28 protein-coding genes are annotated in these 22,567 nt (G+C 62.6%); 22 read left to right on the forward strand and 6 right to left on the reverse strand.

The window, feature by feature from the left end; all coding sequences use genetic code 11:
- Positions 1–128: 128 nt before the first annotated feature.
- Positions 129–1,235: a recombinase family protein gene (locus tag CDQ92_RS12695; RefSeq protein ID WP_081933069.1), complete on the reverse strand. Its 1,107-nt coding sequence runs from the start codon at positions 1,233–1,235 to the stop codon at positions 129–131.
- A 182-nt stretch (positions 1,236–1,417) separates the two neighbouring features.
- Here CDQ92_RS12695 and CDQ92_RS12700 point away from each other — a divergent pair, with 182 nt between their 5' ends.
- Positions 1,418–2,074 (forward strand): DUF6118 family protein, encoded by a 657-nt coding sequence (locus tag CDQ92_RS12700; protein ID WP_188682253.1) that lies wholly within the window; start codon positions 1,418–1,420, stop codon positions 2,072–2,074.
- Positions 2,075–2,283: 209 nt separating this feature from the next.
- On the opposite strand, the gene CDQ92_RS21975 is transcribed toward CDQ92_RS12700, so the two are convergent.
- The 3 genes from CDQ92_RS21975 to CDQ92_RS12710 form a co-directional block, all read right to left on the reverse strand.
- Positions 2,284–2,610 carry a Rap1a/Tai family immunity protein gene (locus CDQ92_RS21975; protein ID WP_373289591.1) on the reverse strand — a complete coding sequence of 109 codons (327 nt, stop codon included), beginning with the start codon at positions 2,608–2,610 and terminating at the stop codon, positions 2,284–2,286.
- 78 nt (positions 2,611–2,688) lie between these two features.
- A complete protein-coding gene (locus CDQ92_RS12705) occupies positions 2,689–3,012 on the reverse strand; it encodes a hypothetical protein (protein WP_088441754.1) in 324 nt (107 codons plus the stop codon).
- A 75-nt stretch (positions 3,013–3,087) separates the two neighbouring features.
- Complete coding sequence (locus tag CDQ92_RS12710; protein ID WP_037555260.1) at positions 3,088–3,978, reverse strand: DUF1259 domain-containing protein; 891 nt, start codon at positions 3,976–3,978, stop codon at positions 3,088–3,090.
- A gap of 183 nt (positions 3,979–4,161) precedes the next feature.
- Between CDQ92_RS12710 and CDQ92_RS12715 the strand changes: the two genes are divergently transcribed.
- From CDQ92_RS12715 to CDQ92_RS12730, 4 genes are all read left to right on the forward strand, one after another.
- A complete protein-coding gene (locus tag CDQ92_RS12715) occupies positions 4,162–5,085 on the forward strand; it encodes a chromate resistance protein ChrB domain-containing protein (protein WP_037555261.1) in 924 nt (307 codons plus the stop codon).
- Positions 5,086–5,087: 2 nt separating this feature from the next.
- Positions 5,088–6,485, forward strand: a complete 1,398-nt coding sequence (chrA, locus tag CDQ92_RS12720; RefSeq protein ID WP_037555262.1) for a chromate efflux transporter — start codon at positions 5,088–5,090, stop codon at positions 6,483–6,485.
- A gap of 80 nt (positions 6,486–6,565) precedes the next feature.
- Complete coding sequence (locus CDQ92_RS12725) at positions 6,566–7,228, forward strand: superoxide dismutase (RefSeq protein WP_229667091.1); 663 nt, start codon at positions 6,566–6,568, stop codon at positions 7,226–7,228.
- Between the two features lie 87 nt (positions 7,229–7,315).
- The gene (locus tag CDQ92_RS12730) at positions 7,316–8,395 is read left to right on the forward strand and encodes a Cj0069 family protein (RefSeq protein ID WP_144035768.1); all 1,080 of its coding nucleotides are present in this window, start codon (positions 7,316–7,318) and stop codon (positions 8,393–8,395) included.
- A 201-nt stretch (positions 8,396–8,596) separates the two neighbouring features.
- Here CDQ92_RS12730 and CDQ92_RS12735 read toward each other — a convergent pair whose 3' ends face one another.
- Positions 8,597–8,998, reverse strand: a complete 402-nt coding sequence (locus CDQ92_RS12735; RefSeq protein ID WP_229667093.1) for a hypothetical protein — start codon at positions 8,996–8,998, stop codon at positions 8,597–8,599.
- 35 nt (positions 8,999–9,033) lie between these two features.
- Between CDQ92_RS12735 and thiE the strand changes: the two genes are divergently transcribed.
- The 3 genes from thiE to CDQ92_RS12750 all read left to right on the forward strand — a co-directional run bounded on the left by thiE (position 9,034) and on the right by CDQ92_RS12750 (position 11,502).
- Entirely contained in the window at positions 9,034–9,672 is a 639-nt protein-coding gene (gene thiE, locus CDQ92_RS12740) for a thiamine phosphate synthase (RefSeq protein ID WP_088441756.1), read from the forward strand.
- Between the two features lie 351 nt (positions 9,673–10,023).
- Complete coding sequence (gene efp, locus CDQ92_RS12745; RefSeq protein ID WP_088441757.1) at positions 10,024–10,587, forward strand: elongation factor P; 564 nt, start codon at positions 10,024–10,026, stop codon at positions 10,585–10,587.
- A gap of 96 nt (positions 10,588–10,683) precedes the next feature.
- Positions 10,684–11,502, forward strand: coding sequence for an inositol monophosphatase family protein (locus tag CDQ92_RS12750; RefSeq protein ID WP_088441758.1), 819 nt, complete (start codon positions 10,684–10,686; stop codon positions 11,500–11,502).
- A gap of 324 nt (positions 11,503–11,826) precedes the next feature.
- Here the strand turns inward: CDQ92_RS12750 and CDQ92_RS12760 are convergent, their stop codons facing one another.
- Entirely contained in the window at positions 11,827–12,309 is a 483-nt protein-coding gene (locus tag CDQ92_RS12760) for a YbjN domain-containing protein (RefSeq protein ID WP_088441760.1), read from the reverse strand.
- A gap of 226 nt (positions 12,310–12,535) precedes the next feature.
- Here CDQ92_RS12760 and CDQ92_RS12765 point away from each other — a divergent pair, with 226 nt between their 5' ends.
- Genes CDQ92_RS12765 through nuoK form a run of 14 tightly spaced genes read left to right on the forward strand, consistent with a single transcriptional unit; the run spans position 12,536 to position 22,565 of the window.
- Positions 12,536–12,910 (forward strand): NADH-quinone oxidoreductase subunit A, encoded by a 375-nt coding sequence (locus CDQ92_RS12765; RefSeq protein WP_088441761.1) that lies wholly within the window; start codon positions 12,536–12,538, stop codon positions 12,908–12,910.
- 29 nt (positions 12,911–12,939) lie between these two features.
- Positions 12,940–13,473 carry a NuoB/complex I 20 kDa subunit family protein gene (locus CDQ92_RS12770; RefSeq protein WP_088442236.1) on the forward strand — a complete coding sequence of 178 codons (534 nt, stop codon included), beginning with the start codon at positions 12,940–12,942 and terminating at the stop codon, positions 13,471–13,473.
- On the forward strand, positions 13,473–14,375 hold the full coding sequence (locus CDQ92_RS12775) for an NADH-quinone oxidoreductase subunit C (protein WP_088441762.1): 903 nt from the start codon (positions 13,473–13,475) through the stop codon (positions 14,373–14,375). The genes CDQ92_RS12770 and CDQ92_RS12775 overlap by 1 nt, the downstream gene beginning before the upstream one ends.
- 35 nt (positions 14,376–14,410) lie before the next feature.
- Positions 14,411–15,628, forward strand: coding sequence for an NADH-quinone oxidoreductase subunit D (locus CDQ92_RS12780; RefSeq protein WP_188682264.1), 1,218 nt, complete (start codon positions 14,411–14,413; stop codon positions 15,626–15,628).
- Entirely contained in the window at positions 15,625–15,807 is a 183-nt protein-coding gene (locus tag CDQ92_RS12785) for a hypothetical protein (RefSeq protein WP_144035769.1), read from the forward strand. The genes CDQ92_RS12780 and CDQ92_RS12785 overlap by 4 nt, the downstream gene beginning before the upstream one ends.
- The gene (locus CDQ92_RS12790; RefSeq protein ID WP_088441765.1) at positions 15,800–16,468 is read left to right on the forward strand and encodes a complex I 24 kDa subunit family protein; all 669 of its coding nucleotides are present in this window, start codon (positions 15,800–15,802) and stop codon (positions 16,466–16,468) included. Before CDQ92_RS12785 ends, CDQ92_RS12790 begins: the two co-directional genes overlap by 8 nt.
- Before the next feature lies 1 nt (position 16,469).
- Complete coding sequence (nuoF, locus tag CDQ92_RS12795) at positions 16,470–17,759, forward strand: NADH-quinone oxidoreductase subunit NuoF (protein ID WP_088441766.1); 1,290 nt, start codon at positions 16,470–16,472, stop codon at positions 17,757–17,759.
- Complete coding sequence (locus tag CDQ92_RS12800) at positions 17,756–17,959, forward strand: hypothetical protein (RefSeq protein ID WP_088441767.1); 204 nt, start codon at positions 17,756–17,758, stop codon at positions 17,957–17,959. Before nuoF ends, CDQ92_RS12800 begins: the two co-directional genes overlap by 4 nt.
- Positions 17,959–19,971, forward strand: coding sequence for an NADH-quinone oxidoreductase subunit NuoG (nuoG, locus tag CDQ92_RS12805; protein WP_088441768.1), 2,013 nt, complete (start codon positions 17,959–17,961; stop codon positions 19,969–19,971). Before CDQ92_RS12800 ends, nuoG begins: the two co-directional genes overlap by 1 nt.
- Positions 19,968–20,108: a hypothetical protein gene (locus CDQ92_RS21170; RefSeq protein WP_158213835.1), complete on the forward strand. Its 141-nt coding sequence runs from the start codon at positions 19,968–19,970 to the stop codon at positions 20,106–20,108. The genes nuoG and CDQ92_RS21170 overlap by 4 nt, the downstream gene beginning before the upstream one ends.
- A complete protein-coding gene (nuoH, locus tag CDQ92_RS12810) occupies positions 20,105–21,154 on the forward strand; it encodes an NADH-quinone oxidoreductase subunit NuoH (RefSeq protein ID WP_088441769.1) in 1,050 nt (349 codons plus the stop codon). The genes CDQ92_RS21170 and nuoH overlap by 4 nt, the downstream gene beginning before the upstream one ends.
- Entirely contained in the window at positions 21,151–21,639 is a 489-nt protein-coding gene (nuoI, locus tag CDQ92_RS12815) for an NADH-quinone oxidoreductase subunit NuoI (RefSeq protein WP_088441770.1), read from the forward strand. The genes nuoH and nuoI overlap by 4 nt, the downstream gene beginning before the upstream one ends.
- Before the next feature lie 12 nt (positions 21,640–21,651).
- Positions 21,652–22,263, forward strand: a complete 612-nt coding sequence (locus CDQ92_RS12820; RefSeq protein ID WP_088441771.1) for an NADH-quinone oxidoreductase subunit J — start codon at positions 21,652–21,654, stop codon at positions 22,261–22,263.
- On the forward strand, positions 22,260–22,565 hold the full coding sequence (gene nuoK / locus CDQ92_RS12825) for an NADH-quinone oxidoreductase subunit NuoK (protein WP_053554267.1): 306 nt from the start codon (positions 22,260–22,262) through the stop codon (positions 22,563–22,565). The genes CDQ92_RS12820 and nuoK overlap by 4 nt, the downstream gene beginning before the upstream one ends.
- Positions 22,566–22,567: the final 2 nt, after the last annotated feature.

Consider the following 22,567-nt stretch of genomic DNA (forward strand, 5'->3'; position numbering starts at 1 on the left):
AAGCATAATGACGTGAAGGAGACGCGTGTAATGTACCTGACGCTCCCATTTTTTGGAGAGGAGCTCGGGGCGCCCGCCCATAACTGGCTCAACATCATAACTGTCTAAAAATCGTGTTTATGTTGAGTTTATATAAGCACCGCCAGCAAGTTATAACATCGGTGGCTCCGCGAACCCGAGGCCACTGACGTTATAACTCTGTTGGCGTCGGGTTGCTGATTGTCGTTCACAAAGTCAAGAATGCCCATCAGCGACCCGTGCAGGGTGGCGTGAACCTCGCCGCGCTTGGCGCCGGGATGTAGAACGATCTTGCCGACGAGTGAGCGAATGTCGCTTGAAGCATCGAGCTGAGTTTCCAGGTCTTCCAGCGTTTCGGTGAGCCGCGCGACCTTGGCCTTGTAGATTTCAGCAATGCCCGGATGGATGTCGGGAATATGCTGCGGCGTGTCGGCTAGCCGTGCAGCGATCTCTTGCTTTTCGCGTTCGAGTTCAGCCATGCGGGCTTTCATGCTGGGCTGGTAGAGACCATCCTCAATCGCCGCCATGATCCCCGCGAGCGCCCGGTCGACCTTTGCCAGCGCACGGACGTCGGCATCGGCCTGAACTCGACGCTCGCGGTTCTCGCCATTGATATGCGCCACATAGGCAGCCACCGCTGCGTCGATCTTGTCCGCCGAAACAAGGCGATCCGCGATACCAGCCAGCGCGCGGCGTTCCAGCTCCGCACGCCGGATTGTGCGGCCGTTCGTGCATGAGTGGCTGCGATAGCGACCTACACAGCCGTAACGGTCTCCGACGACGAGGGCATAAGTTCCGCCGCAAACGCCGCATTCGAGCAAGCCGGAGAGCAGATAGGCTGGACGCCGCGCTTGATGCAGCGAACGGGCCTGTGCGGCTTGCTTGATGCCGACATATCGGTCGGCAACGATTTCCTGCTGACGCTTCGCCGCGGCCCATAGCTCGTCGCTGACGATGCGCAGTTCCGGCGCCGCATTCCGGATCCACTCGGATTCAGGATTGAGGCGCATGACTTCTTTGCCAGTGGTGGGGTCTTTCATGGTGTGTTTGTGGTTCCAAACCCGGACCCCGACATACAGCTCATTATTGAGTATACCGGTTCCCCGCCGCACATCGCCCCGAATGCTGGTGTCGCGCCAAGCCTTTCCGACAGGTCCGGCAACACCGTCGGCGTTGAGGTCGCGCGCGATCGCAAGCGGGCTCTTTCCGGTGTGGATCGGCGTGCAAAAAGGACCCCGTTAGCGGGGTGATCGGCGTCTAAAAGGGACCCCTCATTTCGATGGTTTAAGCAGCGGCCTGGATAATCAGGCGGCGAGATCGGGATGTTGGTTTTGGAGACAGTGGTTCGGATTCGGCGCGAGTATGCCGGCGGCAAGCCTTCGCGCGGCTCGACGACCGCGTGGCGGGGCTCGACGGGCGCATCGCGCTCATGGTCCGCGCCGTCGAGCATATGGCGGCCGAGCGGCTGAGCATCGAGATCCCCGACTACAGCCCGACATTGGAAAAGACGAACGCGTATCTCGCCGCCGTTCACAAGCGGTTGAAGGCGATCGAGGATGCGCCCGCGCTGGACATGACCCCGGAGAATATGGGGGCACGCATCGCTGCAGCGGCGCAGAAGGCCCGCGAGGCCGACCGGGCCAGCGTCCAGCAGGTCCAGCAGAGTCAGGTGGACGCTGTTCAGGCATTGCATCGGATCATCGGCAACGCCCACACGCGGGAGCAGCAGCGCGAGCACATATGGTCGGGCATCGGCGGCGGAGTTCTTGCCGGTTGCCTGCTCTGGGCGATCTTGCCCGGCGTGGTCGCGCGCATCATGCCGATTAGCTGGCACTGGCCCGAACGCATCGCCGCACGAACAGTGCGCGAGCCGACGCTGTGGGAGGCCGGAGCCCGGATCATGCGTGCCGGTCGCCCAGATGCATGGCAGGCCATCGTCGATGCCGCCGAGATGCGCCGCGACAACCGCGATGCCATCGACACCTGCGAGCAGCAGGCCGTCAAGGCTAAGCAACCGGTGCGATGCACAATCAGGATAGGGAATCGGCAGCTTTGACCGGAGCGAGCGGGGCAGCCCCCAGCGAAGCCGACCTAGCGCTACGGAGCAATATTAGAAGCGCGCGACCAGTCGGCTTTGCAACACGCTAACTGACGAGCTTGAGTCGCGACATGGGATCGTTGAGCGGGCGGAATTCACCGTCAGGCGGACGCTTCGCCTGCCCTAAAAACAGTCGCCAGCAGGCTGCGCCGCCGGGATATGGCATGCTATGGGCATGGCCATGCCTCCTTTAGCGCCCGTTCAGCGCCCGCCACCATATGAACGCTCAGGAAATAGCTATTCCGCTCCGCCCAGCGTACGTATGCCGCGCGCAGCGCCGCCCGGTCGTAGCGTGGAGCACCGCATTCTGCTTCTCGCGCACCAATCATCATGTCGAGCACGCCTTGCAGATAGGCGCCGCATCGCGGCTCATTCGCTTGGCAGCTTGCGAACAGTACCGAGCCTGTTGCTGAAGCGGGTTCTGTTTGACCGACCGCGCTACCTGGCAGGGCGGCCAAGACAGCGCAGAACAATATCAATCGTCTTGGCCTCATTTTCCTCTCCCGTCTCGTGACATTGCATTCGAGGTAAGTGGGCCGGCCCGCCGACAGCCGACCCACCGAGATTTTTCATCATTCGCGGCCGAGCACCTGGCCTTCAGGCGTGACGAACAGTTCGATCGTCTTGCCGTCACTGTTCTTGCCCTTGATTTCATAGAGCGTGCTTCCGTCCGCCTTTCGAGTGACTTGCTCCGCTTTGCTTATTGACGCGAGTTGCGCGCGTGCGGCCTTCATTGCGGCCTGAGGCACCTGATCGAGCGGGATATCTCTTTCGCTGTGCTCGCCGATGATCCGGTTCTCGTTCGCCTCGTGGCTTTGCGCGATCGCGACACCGGCAATCGCCAGCGCGGCCGCGCCGACGCCCGCGACGACAGTGAGAGTTCGTTTGCTAGCCATGTTCATTCCACTTCCTAGATGAGGGCCGTGGGTCGAGCGGGCGGCGGTTGCGGCCCAATGAGCCGTCGTCCGGTTTCAACTCCTCTGATTGTTCATCCTGTCGAGCGCCGCGCGCAGCCCACGGGCGAGTTTGGCTGCGTCGTCGTTGGCCCAGAAGTGCATGAAGAACAGCCGCGGCTCGTCGTTCAGCATGTGATTATGCAGCGCGGTGACTTCGATCCCGTTCGCTCGCAGCGCGCGCAGGACTGGATCGACCTCGCTTGCGACTAGTACGAAGTCGCCAGTGATCGCAGCTCGACCGTTCCCGGTCGGCTGAAAGTTGATCGCGGTCGCCGTGCCCATCGTCGGCGGAGTCTCCATGCCGCCGTCCATCAGCCGCTCGGCGCGCGGAAAGCTGTATTGGAGGACGCCGCCGGCGGTCTTGCCCTCACCGCCCATCAATCCGTTGAGCGCGGCCGTGTCGAGATCGAGCGGCGATGGGGTTGCGCTGGTCGAGGGCGATTGCGGCGAGGCTAGCGGGGTCCGACTGGCCGACAGCGCTTGCCGGAGCGCGGCCGCGAGCTTCACCGGGTCTCCGTGGCCGGCGATGTGCATGTACATGGTCGCGGGCGACGAGCGGAGCAGATGATTGTGGAGTGCGGTGATCGTGAAACCGCTTGCGAGCAGGCGGCTCATAACGGGGTTCACCTCGTCGTGCGTCAGCACGAGATCGCCCATCACCATCGCCTCGTCACCCATCGGCTGAAACGCTGCCCAGGAGCCGAGCGCGAGGGAGGGCTTGATCGTTACCCCATCCAGCGTGACGCTAAGGTCCGAACGTGGGAAGCTGTAGCGGTGAACTCCCCCCGCCTGTTCAGCGCCCGCTCTTCCTATCGCGCGGTCGACCGCCGACCAGTCCGGCGCTGCCCATGCGGGGCTTGCAAGCAGGAGGCCGGTGAGGGTCAAGGCGAGGGTCTTTTTCAGCATATTTGATCCTTCATCAGCGCACGTCATGCGAGCACGAAACAGGCGAGTCTCGACAGACCCAGCATCGCTCTCCGTTTCTGTCTTCGCGGTGAGCAGTCCTATGCTTATGGGGCTTGTGATGCAACCCTTTCAATCGTAGGGTGGGAAGATACAACTATGACAAACAAACGAACAACTCCTTGGTTGCTGCTGATTCCGCAGCTCCCGGCCAAACCCGCTTACTTGCGGGTAAAGGTGTGGCGGCGCTTGCAGGCGATCGGCGCCGCGCCGCTCAAGAACGCCGTCCATGCCCTCCCTAATCGCGAGGACACGCACACGCTGTTCGAGGAGTTGCATCGCGAGATCACCGACAACGGCGGCGAGGCGCTGATCCTAGAAGCGCGGCTTGCCGGCGGCATGGGCGATGCGGAGTTGCAAGGGGTGTTCGACGCCGCGCGTGATGCCGATTATGAGGAGTTGGCGCGCGAGGCGCGCGCTCTGAGTGATGGCGAGTACGTCGCCACGTCGGACGCAGGCCGCTTGCGCAAGCGCCTGAACGAGATCGCCGCGATCGACTTTTTCGGAGCGCACGGCCAGCAGGAGGCTGAGGCCGCCATTTCCGAGGCCGAACGCCGCTCCCATCAACATCCCGACGTGAGCGGCCCGGGTGCGCCCGATCTGACGCCGGTCGAGTTAAAGCGCCGCGTTTGGGTGACGCGCCGCCATGTCCACGTCGATCGCATCGCATCCGCCTGGCTCATTCGCCGCTTCATCGATCCCGAGGCGAGCTTCAAGTTCGTCGAGGGCAAGGGCTATGCGCCGGAGCCTGACGAACTGAGGTTCGACATGGCGGACGCTGAGTTCACCCACGAAGGCGACCGCTGCAGCTTCGAGACATTGCTGTTCCGCACCGGTCTTGAGACCGATCCAGCTCTTCGCGCGCTCGGCGAAATTGTTCACGACCTCGATATTGCCGATGCGCGGTTCGAGCGCCCGGAGACTCCGGGCGTGAGCGCACTTATCGCCGGCATCTGTGCCGGCACGGAGGACGACGAGGAGCGGATCGCGCGCGGATCGACCGCGCTCGACGGTTTCTATGCTCACTTCACCCGGCGAAAAGAGGATTAAAGATGGAGGCTAGCGCACGCGCTGAATTTGCAGTTGAGAGGCCGCACGAGCACGGCATCAGCTTTGGCGAGGCGGTGCGCGTCTGGATCAGGGTCGCGCTGCTCAGCTTCGGCGGACCGGCGGGCCAGATAGCGGTGATGCATCGCATCCTGGTCGAGGAGAAGCGCTGGATCGGCGAGGAGCGGTTCCTTCATGCGCTCAACTATTGCATGCTGCTGCCCGGCCCTGAAGCGCAACAGCTAGCAGTCTATATTGGCTGGTTGCTCCATAAGACCAAAGGCGGCTTGGTCGCGGGCGCGCTGTTCGTGCTGCCGGGCTTCCTTGCGATTCTCGGTCTCAGCTATGTCTATGTGCTGCTGGGCGAAGTGCCGCTGGTCGAGGGATTGTTCTTTGGCTTGAAGGCGGCCGTGCTGGCGGTGGTTCTGCAGGCGGTGGTTCGGGTGGGTTCGCGTGCCCTGAAGAACAACGTCATGCGCGGCCTTGCCGCGCTGGCGTTCGTCGCGATCTTCGTGCTCGACGTACCCTTCCCGCTGATCGTGCTTGCCGCCGCGCTGATTGGCTTCTTCGGTGGCCGCGCTGGTTACACCGCATTCAATGGCGGCGGCGGACATGGTCCCGCCGGTGCCGAGATAGTCCACGACCGCGACACCGCGCTTGGCGAGGGCCTTCCCGACCATGCGCGGCCGAACCTTTCATGGTCGCTGCGCATCTCCGGCGTTCTGCTGGTGCTCTGGCTGGCGCCGGTCGCAGCGCTAGTGATCGCATTCGGTGCGGACGACGTATTCAGCCGTATCGCCACCTTCTTCAGCCAGATGGCGGTGGTGACCTTCGGCGGCGCCTATGCTGTGCTAGCCTATGTCGCGCAGGAGGCGGTCGAGACCTATGGCTGGCTCCAGCCCGGCGAAATGCTTGACGGGCTCGGCATGGCCGAAACTACGCCGGGACCGCTAATCATGGTGACGCAGTTCGTCGGCTTTCTGGCAGCCTTCCGCGAGGCGACCGGGTTGCCTCCGCTTGTCGCCGCGACGCTGGGCGCGATCCTCACCACCTGGGTCACATTCTTGCCCTGCTTTCTATGGATCTTCGCCGGCGCGCCGTTCATCGAACGGTTGCGCGGCAACCGCGCATTGTCGGCCGCGCTTTCGGCGATCACTGCCGCAGTGGTCGGCGTGATTCTCAATCTGGCGGTCTGGTTTGGTATCCACACTCTGTTCGGCCGAGTCCGCGAAGTGCCGTTCGCAGCCGGCGCTATCGATCTCCCAGTCCTGACGTCCGTCAACTGGCCGGCGCTGGCGCTGGCCGTGGGTGCGATACTCGCCATGTTCCGGTTCAAGGCCGGCATGCTGCCGGTGCTCGGCGTCTGCTCGGTCCTCGGGGCCGCATATGTAATGACCATCTGAAGGAGTGACGTGTGACGATCGACCATCTTTCCCGACGCAGTGCAATCGCAACTCTTGGCATCGGAGCCGCCGCCATGACTATGAACGAAGCCTCCGCGCAGACGCCGACCGCAGCGCCGACGGCTGTCCCCGCCTTTGCCGGAAATCATCAGGTCAAGCCGCTCAGGTTCGATCCCGCCAGGCTCCACGGCCTCTCGGAACGGCTGATCACATCGCACCACGAGAACAATTATGCGGGCTCGGTCAAGGCACTGAATATGATTGAAAGCCGGCTTGCCGCCGCGCTCGCCGACCCCGATCTGCCGCCGGTGGTCTATGGCGGCCTCAAGCGCGAGGAGCTGCACCGCACCGGTTCGGTCGTGCTTCATGAAATATATTTCGACGGGCTTGGCGGCAACGGCCAGGCAGCCGGCTCGATCCGCGATGCGCTGGGCGCGGCGTTCGGCTCGTTCGACCGCTGGGAGGCCGACTTTCGCCGCACCGGTATGAGCCTTGCCGGCGGATCGGGCTGGTGCGTGCTCGTCTATAATCTCCACACCCGCTCGCTGCACAACCATTGGGCGTGGGATCATATGCACGGCGCGATCGCCGGCGTGCCGCTGCTGGCGCTCGATATGTACGAGCACAGCTTTCACATGGATTACGGCACCGCCGCCGCCAAATACGTCGACGCCTACTTTCGCAACATCGATTGGGAAGTGGTCGATCGCCGCTATGCCGCGGCTTTGCGCGGCGGCGGCTGACCCGTCCGACGAGGGGCAACACCCGCTTCTGCGCGTCCCCCTGAGTTGGCGACCACAAGGGGCTAGGTTCGATGGGGAGATGCAACAGTGACATCCGGCCCGAACATCGCTCTGCTTTGGCGCGGACAAGCAGCCGACTGGATGCATCGCTTTCATGAAGCCCGGCAGTGGCCGATCGTTCCGGCCTTGCGGTCGCTCGGCGCCACCGCAAGGCCTGTACTGTACAGGGACGAGGCGGTTCGCGAGATTCGTGACGAGTTGTTGTCGTTTGACGCGGTGCTGGTCTGGGTGAATCCGTTGGATAGCTCAGGCGACCGCTCGGTGCTCGATCCGATGCTGCGCGAAGTCGCGGCGTGCGGCGTTGTCGTCAGCGCGCATCCCGACGTGATCGCCAAAATCGGCGTCAAGGAAGTGCTCTACACAACGCGGTCCATGGAATGGGGCAGCGATGTCGATCGATACGTGGACGTTGAAGGCCTTCGCGCTTGTTTTCCCGAACATCTCGCCGCAGGTCCGCGCGTGCTAAAGCCGAACTACGGCAACGGCGGCAGGAATGTGTGGCGTATCCAACAGGCCGCAGCGGGAGACGCTCCGGCTTTGGAAATGTTGGTGGAAGTTCAAGAGGCCCGCGAAGGAAGCCAAACGGAGCGGATCAGCCTAGCTGGGTTCCTGGATCGGTGGGCGCCGTTTTTGAACGACGGCGGCGTGCTGATCGATCAAGCTTATCAGCCGCCATCGTCCGAGGGTATGGTCCGGTGCTATGTGTGCGGGCACCGTGTGGTGGGCTTTGGGCACAACCTGATCACTGCGCTGATGACGCCAACGTCCGTTGAGACAGCGTCGTCAAGCCTACAGCCGATGGAGCGCGTCATGTTCGGACCGGAGGTGACGCGCTTCGCAGCCTTGCGGAAAGCGATGGAAGATCGCTGGATTCCAGAGATGCAAGGTTTGCTGTCGATTGCCGACCACGATCTTCCGCTTCTTTGGGACGCCGACTTCCTGTTTCGTGCTCGTAAAGGCCCCAACGATAGTCCGTACGTGCTGTGCGAAATCAACGCCAGTTCGGTTGCACCATTTCCGCCAAGCGCTGTCCAGCCAGTTGCCGCAGCGGCGGTCGGTCGCGCTCTGGCTGGTCGTTTGCGAAAGGAAACCTCCAATCCGCATTGATATGATTCAAGCAATTCAAGAGACGTGACATTGGTCGTAAGCATAGTTGCCTATCGATCAGGCAAGCCCAAGGGTGAGCGAGGCTGGGTGGAACTTCGGAAACCAATCTGAGAACCAATGCTTTAAATGGCAATTTCTAAGGAATTATAACATAGGTGTTCCCGCGAAGGCCGGGATGACGAGACTAGAGTGGGGTGTTTGTCAGAGCCCACCCGCGAAACGGAACGCAAAGCGGTAGTCCGTCGGCTTCAGTTCAACGTTGGTTATCTTGTCGGGTCGTACCGATTCCAGCGTGATGCTCCCATCTGCAATTGGCGTCGCTTCGCCCAGCGTCGCCTCGAACGGTTGCTCCTCGCCATTGCCGCGGATCCATAGCATCTTAACGCGCACCCGGCCGGCCCAGATACAACGCGCGTTCATCGGGCAGCGGCTGTCCTCGAGCACTGCGATCGGCTGGATGATCGGCCCATCGGCATAGGCTTGCTGGCCGAGCGCAACATTGCTGGCATCGGCAAGCGGCGTCTGGTCGCGCGTCGTAGCACACGCCGACAGAGCGAGCGCGGCGGCCAGCATGGAGGCGGCGAGGAGGGGACTGTTCTGCATTTGCCGGTTGCTAACCGCGTCGCTATGAACGCGCTATGACCCGTACACCCTGCTTGCTTTATGTGATCTCGCCGCTCGACGTCGGCGACGATTTTCCCGACCGGTTGACCGCGGCGCTCGACGCTGGGCCGGTCGCGGCGTTCCAGTTTCGCGTCAAGGGGCTGGAGCAGGATGAGGCGGCGCGGCTGGCCGAACCCCTACAAGCAATCTGCGCCGCGCGCGATGTGGCGTTCATCGTTAACGACGATGTCGCGCTGGCCAAACGGCTGGGCGCCGACGGCGTGCATCTGGGGCAAGGCGATGGCGATCCCCGCGATGCGCGGCGCGAGCTTGGCCCCAACGCGCAGATCGGGGTCACCTGTCACGCCAGCCGCCATATGGCGATGGAAGCGGGCGAGGCGGGGGCGGACTATGTCGCGTTCGGCGCTTTTTATCCGACGACAACCAAAGCGGTCGAGCATCACGCCGAGCCCGAAATTCTGACCTGGTGGCAGGGGATGTTCGAACTGCCCTGCGTGGCGATCGGGGGAATCACGGTGGATAATGCGCGCGTGCTGGTCGATGCGGGCGCCGATTTTCTGGCGGTTTCGGGTGCTGTGTGGGCGCACCCCGATGGCCCGGCCGCAGCCGTGCAGGCGTTCAGCGCGCTGCTGAAATATCAGCCCGCAGGATAGTCGCTTCCCGGCTTTTTCGGCGGCTCGCCGGACGGCATGGGCCACGCAGCATCCTTGCGCCAGCCAAACAGGCCGGCGCAAGGCGCTGGACGGCGCGGCGGTACGGCGCCGCTACCGCGTGGTCGGGGTGTGACATCGGAAAGATCGATACTCATCATGCCGCCGATATGCCGCGAACGAATGCGTCCATATTGGATCGATGCGTCAAATCAGCTTCGGTTCGTCGCTTCTGGCGCTTTGGTCCAATCGGCTTGCCTCATTTGACGCAGGCCGCTAAAGGCGCGCACCTGATACCGCTGCCCTGCGGGGTGCCGGTTTGCTCTTTCCATCCTTGAACTGTGAGTGTGCGCGATGAAAATCACCGGCGTTGAAATCCGTCCCGGCAATATTATCGAATTTGAAAAGGGGATCTGGAAGGTCACCAAGATCCAGCACACCCAGCCGGGCAAGGGCGGCGCCTATATGCAGGTCGAAGCCAAGAACCTGATCGACGGCCGCAAGCTGAACAACCGCTTCCGCAGCGCCGACACGGTCGAAAAGGTCCGCCTCGACACCAAGGATTTCCAGTTCCTCTATGCCGAGGGTGACGATCTGGTGTTCATGGACAAGGACACGTTCGAGCAGATCAACATATCCAAAGACGTCGTCGGCGACGCGCATGAATTCCTGCAGGACGGCATGGATGTGGTGCTCGAGCTGTGGGAAGATCGCCCGATTTCGGTCGAGCTGCCCGAAACCATCGAAGCGACGATCGTCGAGGCCGACGCGGTGGTGAAGGGGCAGACGGCGTCGTCGTCGTACAAGCCCGCAATCCTCGACAATGGCGTGCGCGTGATGGTGCCGCCGCACATCACCAGCGGCACCCGGATCGTCGTGCATGTGTACGACCGCGAATATGTGCGCCGCGCGGATTAAGTAACGTCGCCCCCGCGAAGGCGGGGGCCGCTAGCGTTTTACATTGCCGACAGCGGCCCCCGCCTTCGCGGGGGCGACGCGTTGAGGGAAACGAAAATGGCCATATCCGGCATCATCACCGTTATGGAACGCGCCGCGCGCAAGGCCGGGACCAAGCTGCGCCGCGACTTCGGCGAGATCGAGCATCTTCAGGTCTCGCAAAAGGGACCGGCCGATTTCGTGTCGAAAGCCGATCAGGCCGCCGAACGCACGCTGTATGACGAACTCGGCCGCGACCGTCCGGGCTGGGGCTTTGTGCTCGAAGAGGGCGGGGTGATCGAGGGCGATCCGGGTAAGCCGCGCTTCATCATCGATCCGCTCGACGGCACCTCGAACTTCCTCCACGCCATCCCGCATTTCGCGATTTCGATCGCGGTGCAGGAACCCAAGATTGGCGGTGGTTGGGGCGACATTACGTCGTGCCTGATCTACCAGCCGGTGACCGACGAAAGCTATTGGGCCGAGCGCGGCCGTGGTGCGTGGCTGCATGATCGCCGCCTTCGCGTCGCGTCGCGTCGCAATCTGAACGAATGTCTGGTTTCGACAGGTATACCGTTCATGGGCCATGGCAATATGCCGCAGTGGAGCCGCATTTTCGGTGCGGTCGCCCCTGAAGTTGCGGGCATCCGCCGCTTTGGCGCCGCCAGTCTTGACCTCGCTTGGGTCGCCGCGGGCCGTTACGACGGCTTCTGGGAAAGCGACCTCAAAATCTGGGACGTCGCAGCGGGCATGCTGCTGGTGCGCGAAGCCGGCGGTTTCGTCAGCGATTTCCGCGGCGGCGACCGGGCGATCGAGCGCAGCGAATTCATCGCGGGCAGCGCTGCGGTGCATTCGAAGCTGCAAAAGCTGGTCGCGGGCGCGCTGCGCAACGTGTGATCAACATCGGCGCATCCGGCCGCGTTAAAGGATCTCGAGAACGGGCCCGGATGCGATCTGCCGCGGTCCCGGGCAGAGCCCGAATTCTTGACCGACCGTGAGCGACAAGTTTCCAGGAAATGTCATCACCGAAAGCCGCACTTTTCCAGATTTGCCAAAGAATATCGACTTATCGCAGGCTTTGATGCGTCCGGGATAACAGGCGTTGTCCACCGATAAGCTCGGCCCCCATTCGGCGGTGATCGGCCTGTCTCGCTTTTCGGCGCCAGGATCGACGTCAAACGTCGATCAGGTCATACCCCGTATCCCGATCGAGGCGCTCGCTCACTTCTCGAACACATATTCGCGGAAGCTGTCCATCAGCGTTGCCCAGGTGTTGAAGGTCTCGCCGACATTTTCCCGCGGGATGCCCGCGAAATCGAGGTCGACGTCCATTTCGAGGACCGGATCGCCCTCGTCATCCTTGTACGCGCGGGCGAAGCGCTTGTCCTTGTTCCACTGGTTAAGCCTTTCCAGCGAGACGTCCTTGGCGTCGCTGAAGCCCATATAATATTGCAGCGTCTTGCAGTTTTTCCCTTCCTCGCAATTCATGAACAGGACAAGGAATTTCAGCCCATTGCGATTGCTCTCGATATAGGGATCATCACCCGGCTTGGATATGATCGTCGCGGGCCAGCCTTGCGACTCGACAATCGCCTCGATCGTCGCCGGGTCGGTGGCGTTTACCAGTTCGGCCTGCGCGGGCGTTGTCGCCAGCAGGGCGGATGCACCGAAGGCAAAGGCGGCGCGCTTGGCAAATGATCTCATGAAATTCCCCCTGTTTGATCCGCTGTCGATATCGCCCCCGAAAGCGTCGGACTGACCCCAATTACTGTGGCGTATCACAGCGATAGGCGCTGTCACCAGCGGCGTTTGTGCTTTTGGTCACCTGGCGCATGAAAATCATGCCCGCAGTGCTTGCGACGGGCGGCAGGCTGGCCTAAAGCGCCCGCATAACGGTGGCAAACACCTCAAAACAAGACTGCGAGCTCCCATGGTCGATCTGACGCAATATCTGCCGATCCTGATATTCCTGGTCATTGCGGTCGGGTTGTCGTCGGCGTTCGTGTTCCTGCCGATGGGCGTCGCGCGGCTCACCGGCGCGCACAAACCCGACCCGGCCAAGCTGACCGAATATGAATGCGGCTTCCCGGCGTTCGAGGATGCGCGCAGCCAGTTCGACGTGCGCTTTTATCTCGTCGCCATCCTGTTCATCATCTTCGATCTCGAAGCCGCGTTCCTGTTTCCCTGGGCTGTGAGCCTGGAGGAAATCGGCTGGGCGGGTTGGGCCACGATGATGATATTCCTCGCCGAACTCGCGATCGGCCTTGTTTATGCATGGAAGAAAGGGGCGTTGGACTGGGAATGAGCAGCTCGATCATCCTGCCGCCCGGCCAGATGCCGGTTGCAAGCCCTGTCGCTCCGGGGACGAACCCCGACATGGCCTATTTCGACGACCTCAACAGCGAGGTCGGCGACAAGGGTTTTCTCGTCACCTCGACCGAGGATCTGTTCAACTGGGCGCGCACCGGCTCGCTGTGGTGGATGACCTTTGGCCTCGCGTGCTGCGCGGTCGAGATGATCCACGTCAACATGCCGCGGTACGACATGGAGCGTTTCGGCGCTGCCCCGCGCGCCAGTCCGCGTCAGAGCGACGTCATGATCGTCGCGGGCACGCTGTGCAACAAGATGGCCCCGGCGCTGCGCCGTGTTTACGACCAGATGTCGAACCCGAAATATGTCATCTCGATGGGCAGCTGCGCCAATGGCGGCGGCTATTATCACTACAGCTATTCGGTGGTGCGCGGCTGCGATCGCATCGTCCCCGTGGACATCTATGTCCCCGGTTGCCCGCCAACCGCCGAGGCGCTGCTTTACGGGGTGATGCAGTTGCAGCGGAAGATCCGCCGCGTCGGGACGATTGAACGCTGATGGCCCACGCCGCTCCCCTGATTGCGCCGCGCGCGACGCTGGCGGCTGAGCTGAAGCAGCTGCTCGGTGCCAACCTGCTCGCGCATGATTTCGCTGCCGACGAAGACAGCATCACGGTCGATCGCACCGCGATTGCCGTGGTGATGATCGCGCTGCGCGATAATCTGGAATATCAGCAGCTGATGGAGATCGCCGGGGTCGATTATCCCGACCGCGCCGAGCGGTTCGAGGTCGTCTATCATTTGCTCAGCGTGACGCGGAACCACCGCCTGCGCGTCCGGGTATCGACCGACGAGGCGACGCCGGTGCCGAGCATCGTGCCGGTGTGGCCCGTCGCGGGCTGGCTCGAACGCGAAGTGTTCGACATGTATGGCGTGCTGTTCGCGGGTAATCCCGACCTACGCCGCATCCTGACCGACTATGGGTTCCAGGGGCATCCGCAGCGCAAGGACTTCCCGCTGACCGGCTATATCGAGTTGCGCTACAGCGAAGAAGACAAGCGCGTTGTGTATGAGCCGGTGAAGCTGGCGCAGGATTTCCGCAACTTCGACTTCCTCTCCCCGTGGGAAGGCGCCGACTATGTGCTGCCGGGCGATGAGAAGGCGGGCGGGACGGGCGAAGCGCCGGGCAAGGGTGCGCCCACGCCGATGACTGCGAAGGACGTGAAGGCGTCGGACGACAATGCCAAGGCTTCGCCGCCGCCGACGCCGAAGACGACCGACAGCCCAGCGCAGACCGGCGCGGGCGCCAGCGTCAACAAGGCCGCATCGAAGACGAGCCGCGACGGCGCGAAATCCAAAGTTGCGACCAAGCAAGCGAAAACGCCCGCGACGACCAAGGCCGAAAAGGCGCCCGCCAAGCCGCGCGCGCCGCGCAAGCCCAAGACGGGAGGTGACGCATGACCGACACCCCGACCATCCGCCACCACGGCGGCGACATGTTCGAAGGCTATCCGGTCGACACCGCGAACACTGCGGGCGATCAGGCCGTCACCAATTACACAATCAACTTCGGCCCGCAGCATCCCGCGGCACACGGGGTGCTGCGCCTCGTGCTCGAGCTCGATGGCGAGATTATCGAGCGCGTCGATCCGCACGTCGGGCTGCTCCATCGCGGCACCGAGAAGCTGATCGAGTACAAGACCTATCTGCAGGCGCTGCCCTATTTCGATCGGCTCGACTATTGCTCGCCGCTCGGGATGGAGCATAGTTATGTGCTCGCGATCGAAAAGCTGCTCGACCTCGAAGTCCCGGCGCGCGCGCAATATCTTCGCACGATGTTCGCCGAGCTGACGCGGATCTGCAATCATATGCTCAACATCGGCAGCCATGTGATGGACGTCGGCGCGATGACCCCGAACCTGTGGGTGTTCGAGCTGCGCGAGGATTGCCTGAACTTCTTCGAGCGCGCCTCGGGTGCGCGCATGCACTCGGCGTACTTCCGTCCGGGCGGCGTCCATCAGGACGTCCCCGAAAAGCTGCTCGTCGACATCGGCGAATGGGTCGAAACGCGCCTGCCGAAGCTGTTCGGCGACGCGATGAGCCTGGTCATCGACAACCGCATCTTCAAACAGCGCAACGTCGACATCGCGACGGTGAGCAAGGAAGACGCGCTGGCGTGGGGCTTCTCCGGCCCGATGATCCGCGGCAGCGGCATTGCGTGGGATCTGCGCAAGTCGCAGCCTTATGATGCCTATGCGGCGATGGAATTCGACATTCCCGTCGGCACCCGCGGCGATTGCTATGACCGCTTCATGGTGCGCGTCGAGGAAGTCTATCAGTCGGCTAAGATCATCAAGCAGTGCCTGCGCGACATGCCCACCGGCCCGATCGCCAGCCTCGACCGCAAGGTCGTGCCGCCGAAGCGCGGCGAGATGAAGCAGTCGATGGAATCGCTGATCCATCACTTCAAACTCTATACCGAAGGTTTCCACGTCCCCGCCGGCGAAGTCTATGTCGCGACCGAAAGCCCGAAGGGCGAATTCGGCGTTTATCTGGTCAGCGACGGCACCAACAAGCCGTACCGTTGCAAGATCCGCCCGACGGCGTTTTCGCATCTGCAGGCGATGGACATGATGTCGAAGGGCCATATGCTCGCGGATACGACCGCGATCATCGGCGCGATCGACGTCGTGTTCGGGGAGTGCGACCGGTGATGCTGCGTGAACTTGCGATCCTCATTCTCGTGCTCGCAGGATTCGCGTCAGCCACAGCTGCTTATCTGGCGGCGTTTCATGGCGAAGCGCCAGTAAAGGAAATCGTCTCGACAGCTTTTGCGGCGACGCTGGGCATGTACGTCGGACGATATATTGAACGAGGTCTGGCCCGTGGCTGACGCACCCCAAATCCCGGACGAAGCCGAAACCCGCGCGCGCTGGGGCGCTTTTGCGTGGACGGCGGAGAATGCCGCGAAGGCGAAGGCAGTCATCGCGCGCTATCCCGCGGGGCGCCAGCGCTCGGCGGTGATGCCTTTGCTTGACCTCGCGCAGCGCCAGGTCGGCGCCGAGACGCAGACGCAGGGCTGGCTGCCCGTGCCGGTGATCGAGTTCGTCGCGGCGCAGCTCGATATGCCGTTCATGCGCGCTTATGAGGTCGCGTCCTTTTACACCATGTACAATCTCGTCCCGGTCGGCCGCTATCATGTGCAGGTGTGCGGCACGACGCCGTGCCTGCTGCGTGGGTCGGACGATGTGATGGCGGCGTGCAAGAACCGCGGCATGATCAAGGGCAAGACCACCCCCGACGGACTGTTCACGTTAACCGAAGTCGAGTGCATGGGCACCTGCACCAACGCGCCGATGGTCCAGATCAACGACGATAATTACGAAGATCTGGATTTCGACCGCATGGCTGCGATCCTCGACGCGCTCGCCGCGGGCGAGACGCCGAAGGCGGGGACGCAGATTCCGGGGCGACACACGAGCGAGCCCGAGGGCGGGCCGACGACGCTGAAGGAAATGGTGAAGGCCAACCACGACTATCGGAAGGAGTGGTGACATGAGCCTTCAGGACAAGGACCGCATTTTCACCAACATCTACGGCTTCCAGCCGTGGAACCTGAAATCGGCGCAGATGCGCGGCGATTGGGACAAGACCAAGGATCTGATGAAGCGCGGGCAGGACGCGATCATCGAGGAGATCAAGGCGTCGGGGCTGCGCGGCCGCGGCGGCGCGGGTTTCCCGACGGGTCTCAAGTGGAGCTTCATGCCGAAGGAGCCGCGCGCCGATCGCCCGAGCTTCCTCGTCATCAATGCCGACGAATCCGAGCCGGGGTCTTGCAAAGACCGCGAAATCATCCGCCACGATCCGCACAAGCTGATCGAAGGCGCGCTTATCGCGGGCTTCGCAATGCGCGCGCGTGCGGCCTATATCTATATCCGCGGCGAATTCATCCGCGAGGCCGAGACGCTCTTTGCGGCGGTACAGGAGGCGTATGACGCCGGCCTGCTCGGCAAGAATGCCGCGAAGTCGGGTTATGATTTCGACGTTTTCGTCCACCGCGGCGCCGGCGCCTATATCTGCGGCGAAGAAACCGCGATGATCGAAAGCCTAGAGGGCAAAAAGGGCCAGCCGCGCCTGAAACCGCCGTTCCCGGCGGGCGCTGGGCTTTATGGCTGCCCGACGACGGTGAACAATGTCGAGAGCATCGCGGTCGTCCCGACGATCCTGCGCCGCGGCGCGCCGTGGTTCTCGTCCTTCGGGCGTGAGAATAACAAGGGCACCAAGCTTTTTCAGATTTCGGGCCACGTGAACACGCCGTGCGTCGTCGAGGAAGAGATGAGTATCCCGTTCCGCGAGCTGATCGACAAGCATTGCGGCGGCATCCGTGGCGGCTGGGACAATCTGCTCGCGGTGATCCCCGGCGGGTCGTCGGTGCCGCTGGTTCCGGCAGCCGAGATCATGGACTGCCCGATGGATTTCGACGGGCTGAAAGCCGTCGGATCGGGCCTTGGCACCGCGGCCGCGATCGTGATGGACAAGTCGACCGACGTCGTTCAGGCGATCAGCCGCATCAGCTATTTCTACAAGCATGAAAGCTGCGGCCAGTGCACCCCGTGCCGCGAGGGCACCGGCTGGATGTGGCGCGTCATGGAACGCCTGCGCACCGGCGACGCCGACATCAGCGAGATCGACACTTTGTACGACGTGACCAAGCAGGTCGAAGGCCACACCATCTGCGCATTGGGCGATGCCGCGGCATGGCCGATCCAGGGGCTGATCAAACATTTCCGCCCCGAACTGGAGCGGCGTATTCGCGACAATGGTGCGTTGGAGGCGGCAGAGTGACCGACGCCGAAATGAAAAGCCTGTTGCTGATAACCTTGGTGGTTTTGCTGGCGATCGGCGTGAGCGCCCTGTGGGGCAAGCGGACTCCGCGGCCGTCGGCGAAGAATAACTGGTGCAAGATTGACGATACGAAGTCCCGCAGCTGGTCCGATAACGTCGAAAGTGTCGGCGGCGATCGAGCTGCTGGCGGAGATCACTAATGCCTAAAGTAACCGTAGATGGCGTAGAACTCGACGTCCCGCAGGGCGCCACCGTCCTGCAGGCGTGCGAGCTGGCGGGCAAGGAAATCCCGCGTTTCTGCTATCATGAACGCCTGAGCATCGCCGGCAATTGCCGCATGTGCCTGGTCGAAGTGTCGCCCGGCCCGCCGAAGCCGCAAGCGTCGTGCGCGCTGCCGACCGCCGAGGGGCAGGTGATCCGCACCGACAGCCCGATGGTCAAGAAGGCGCGCGAGGGGGTGATGGAGTTCCTGCTCATCAACCACCCACTCGACTGCCCGATCTGCGATCAGGGCGGCGAGTGCGACTTGCAGGACCAGTCGATCGCCTATGGCCGCGGCGCGACGCGCTATGACGAGAATAAGCGCGCGGTGACCGAAAAGTACATGGGCCCGATCGTCAAGACGGTTATGACCCGCTGTATCCAGTGCACGCGCTGCGTCCGCTTTGCCGAGGAAGTGGCCGGGGTCGAAGACATCGGCGCGATCGGGCGCGGCGAGAATATGCAGATCACCTCCTATCTGGAGCGCGCAGTCGCGAGCGAGCTGTCGGGTAATGTCGTCGACCTGTGCCCCGTCGGAGCGCTGACCAGCAAACCCTATGCATTCGAAGCGCGGCCGTGGGAGCTGACCAAGACGCTGGGCATCGACATGATGGACGCGGTCGGCACGAATGTGCGGATCGATGCGCGCGGGCGTCAGGTGCTGCGGGTTTTGCCGCGGATCAACGACGATGTGAACGAGGAATGGGCGAGCGACAAGACGCGCCACCATGTCGACGGCCTTACTCGCCGCCGCCTCGACCGGCCCTATGTGCGCAAGGACGGCCAGCTGGTCGAAGCGACGTGGGCCGAAGCGTTCGAAGCTATCAAGGCGGTCAACGCTGGCAAGTCGGTTACCGCGATCGCGGGCGACTTGTCCGACTGCGAGACAATGTTTGCCGCCAAGGCGCTGGTGAACGCGCTCGGCTCGACATTACTCGAAGGTCGCCAGACCGGGCTCGACTATGACGTCACCAGCCTGTCGGCGGTCAATTTCAACACGGGCATCGCCGAGGCCGAGAATGCCGACGTGATCTTGCTGGTTGGCACCAACCTGCGCTGGGAAGCGCCGCTGATCAACACGCGCGTCCGCAAGGCGGTCTGGAAAAAGGGCGCGAAGGTCTTTGCGATCGGCCCGGAAACCGACCTCACCTACAAGACCGAATGGCTCGGCGACGATGCGTCGCTCGTCGCCAAGCTACCGAAGCATGTCACCGATTCGTTGAAGGGCGCCGAACGGCCCTTGCTGGTCTTCGGCGGCGGTGCGCTGTCGGTGCCCGGCGTCCACGGCGCGGGGCTCGCGCTCGCCAAAGCGGTGAATGCGGTGAGAGAGGGCTGGAACGGCTTCAACGTCGTCCATTTCTCCGCCGCGCGCATGGGGTCGCTGATGCTCGGTTACGGACTGCCCGGCGGAATCAAGGATGTGATTGCGGCGAAGCCGAAGCTCGCCTTCTTCCTCGGCGCCGACGAGGTTGATTTTGCGGCCTTCGCAACGACGTTCAAAGTCTATGTCGGCCACCATGGCGACAAAGGCGCGCATGCCGCCGACGTCATCCTGCCAGCAGCCGCGTGGCCCGAGAAGGACTTCACCACGGTGAACACCGAGGGCCGCGTCCAGCGCAGCGAGAAAGCGGTATTCGCACCGGGGGACGCGCGCGAGGACTGGAGCATTTTCCGCGCCCTCGCCGATACGCTCGGCGTGTCGCTTGGCTTTGACAGCTTCGATGCGTGCCGCGCAGCGATGATTGCGACGGTACCGGCGCTCGGCATTGAAGGCGTCGCCGATTACGGCTGGAGAGCACCCAAGCTGCCCGCCAAGCCCGAGGCGCGCGCGATCCCGTCGCCGATCAAGGATTTCTACCTCACCAACGCCATCTGCCGCGCGTCGCCGACGATGCAGCGCTGCTCGGATGAAATTCTCCATGGCGGTGAATATGCGGAGGCGGCGGAATGAGCCCGGTACAAGCGATCGACAGCTTGCTGTTGGCCGGGATGAGCTTTGCCGTCTGGCGCGGTTTTAATCCGCGCAACGAGTCCGAGAAGCCGGGGCCGCAAAACGGCTGGCGGAACGAGGACGGGACGCGGAAATGACCGAAACCTTTATTTCCTGGGGCATGGACGCCGATTGGGCATGGGGCGTCGCAACCGTTGCGGGTATCCTGCTCATCGCGCTGCCGCTGATGCTCGCGGTCGCGATGATCATCTATGCCGACCGCAAGATCTGGGCGGCGATCGCACTGCGCCGCGGGCCGAACGTCGTCGGTCCGTTCGGGCTGCTGCAGAGCTTTGCCGACGGGCTGAAGGTGTTCCTGCAGGAAACCATCATCCCGACCGGCGCAAACCGCGGGCTGTTCCTGATTGCGCCGATCATCACCTTCACCGTCGCGTTGATGGCGTGGGCGGTGATCCCGTTCAATTCGGGCGCGGTGCTCGCCGACATCAATGTCGGATTGCTCTACATCCTCGCGATTTCGTCGCTCGGCGTTTACGGGGTCGTGTTGTCGGGCTGGGCCTCGAACTCCAAATATCCCTTCTTTTCCGCGATGCGCGCCGCGGCGCAGATGATCTCTTATGAAGTTTCGATCGGCTTCATCCTGGTCGGGGTCGTGCTCTATGCCGACAGCTTCAACCTCAACGAAATCATCAAGGCGCAGCAGGGTCACGGGCTGGGCATCGTCAACGCCTTTGGCTTCAATCTGCTGCTGTTCCCGCTCGCGGTGATTTTCCTGATCGCCAGCCTCGCCGAAACCGCGCGCGCGCCCTTCGACTTGACCGAGGCCGAGAGCGAGCTTGTTGCGGGCTATCAGACCGAATATTCGTCGATGAGCTTCGCTCTGTTCTGGCTCGGCGAATATGCCAATGTGCTGCTGATGGCGACGCTCAACGCCGTGTTGTTCTGGGGCGGCTGGCTGCCGCCGCTCAACATCGACCTGATCCCATGGTTCGACATTCCGGGGATCATCTGGCTGTTCGCCAAGATCCTGTTTTTCTTCTTCATTTTCAGCTGGGTGAAGGCGACCGTGCCGCGCTACCGCTATGACCAGCTGATGCGCCTTGGCTGGAAAATCTTCCTGCCGATTTCGCTGATCTGGATCTTCCTGATCTCGGGCTGGCTGATGCTGACGAGGTACTCATGACATCTATCGCTCACCTCATCAAAAGCTTCACCTTGTGGGAGTTTGTGAAGGCGCACGCCCTCACGCTCAAATATTTCTTCAAACCGAAGGCGACGATCAACTATCCGTTCGAGAAGAACCCGCTGAGCCCGCGTTTCCGCGGCGAGCATGCGCTGCGGCGTTATCCGAACGGCGAGGAACGCTGCATCGCGTGCAAGCTGTGCGAAGCGGTGTGCCCGGCGCAGGCGATCACCATCGAGGCCGAGCCGCGCGAGGACGGCTCGCGCCGCACGACGCGCTACGACATTGACATGACCAAGTGCATCTATTGCGGCTTCTGTCAGGAAGCGTGCCCGGTCGATGCGGTGGTCGAGGGGCCGAACTTCGAATATGCGACCGAAACGCGCGAAGAACTGCTGTATGACAAGGCCAAGCTGCTCGCCAATGGCGACAAATGGGAACGCGCGATCGCGGCAAATCTTGCCGCCGACGCGCCCTATCGATAGGGGCGCGCGCACATGATCCAGCTTATCGCCTTTTACCTGTTCGCGACCATCGTCATCGCCTCTGCGGCGATGGTGATTTTCGCGCGCAACCCCGTCCACAGCGTGATGTGGCTGATCCTCGCCTTCTTCAACGCGGCGGGGTTGATGCTGCTCGCGGGGGCCGAGTTTATCGCGATGCTGCTCGTCATTGTTTATGTCGGGGCGGTCGCGGTGTTGTTCCTGTTCGTCGTGATGATGCTCAACATCGATTTCGCCGAGCTGCGCGCCGGTTTCGTGCGCTATCTGCCGCTCGGCGCGTTGGTTGCAATCATCCTCGTCGCCGAACTGATCTTCGCGCTGGGCGCGTGGAGCGCGGGTGGGATCGATCTGGCCGCGCGCGTAGCGCCAGCGGCCACCGACAAGAGCAATATCCAGCAGATCGGTGAGCTGCTCTATACGCGCTACATCTTCCTGTTCGAGGCGGCGGGGATCATCCTGCTCGTCGCGATGATCGGCGCGATCGTGCTGACGCATCGCCAGCGTGGCGGGGTGCGGACGCAGAATATCTCGTCACAGAACCAGCGCCGTCCGCAGGACGCGACGCGGTTGGTCGATCCGGGCGTCGGGCAGGGGATGGAACTGTGATTTCGGTCGGCCATTATCTTGCCGTCTCGGCGGTGCTTTTCACGCTCGGCGTGCTCGGCATCTTCATCAACCGCAAGAATATCATCGTCATCCTGATGGCGATCGAACTGATCCTGCTCGCGGTGAACATCAACCTTGTCGCGTTCAGCGCGGCGCTGGGCGACCTCGTCGGGCAGGTGTTCGCGATGTTCGTGCTGACCGTCGCGGCGGGCGAAGCCGCGATCGGGCTCGCCATTCTTGTAATTTATTTCCGCGGCCGCGGTACCATTGCGGTCGATGACGCCAACCGGATGAAGGGGTAAGC

It is taken from the genome of Sphingopyxis bauzanensis, assembly GCF_002205675.1.
Classification (GTDB): Bacteria; Pseudomonadota; Alphaproteobacteria; order Sphingomonadales; family Sphingomonadaceae; genus Sphingopyxis; species Sphingopyxis bauzanensis.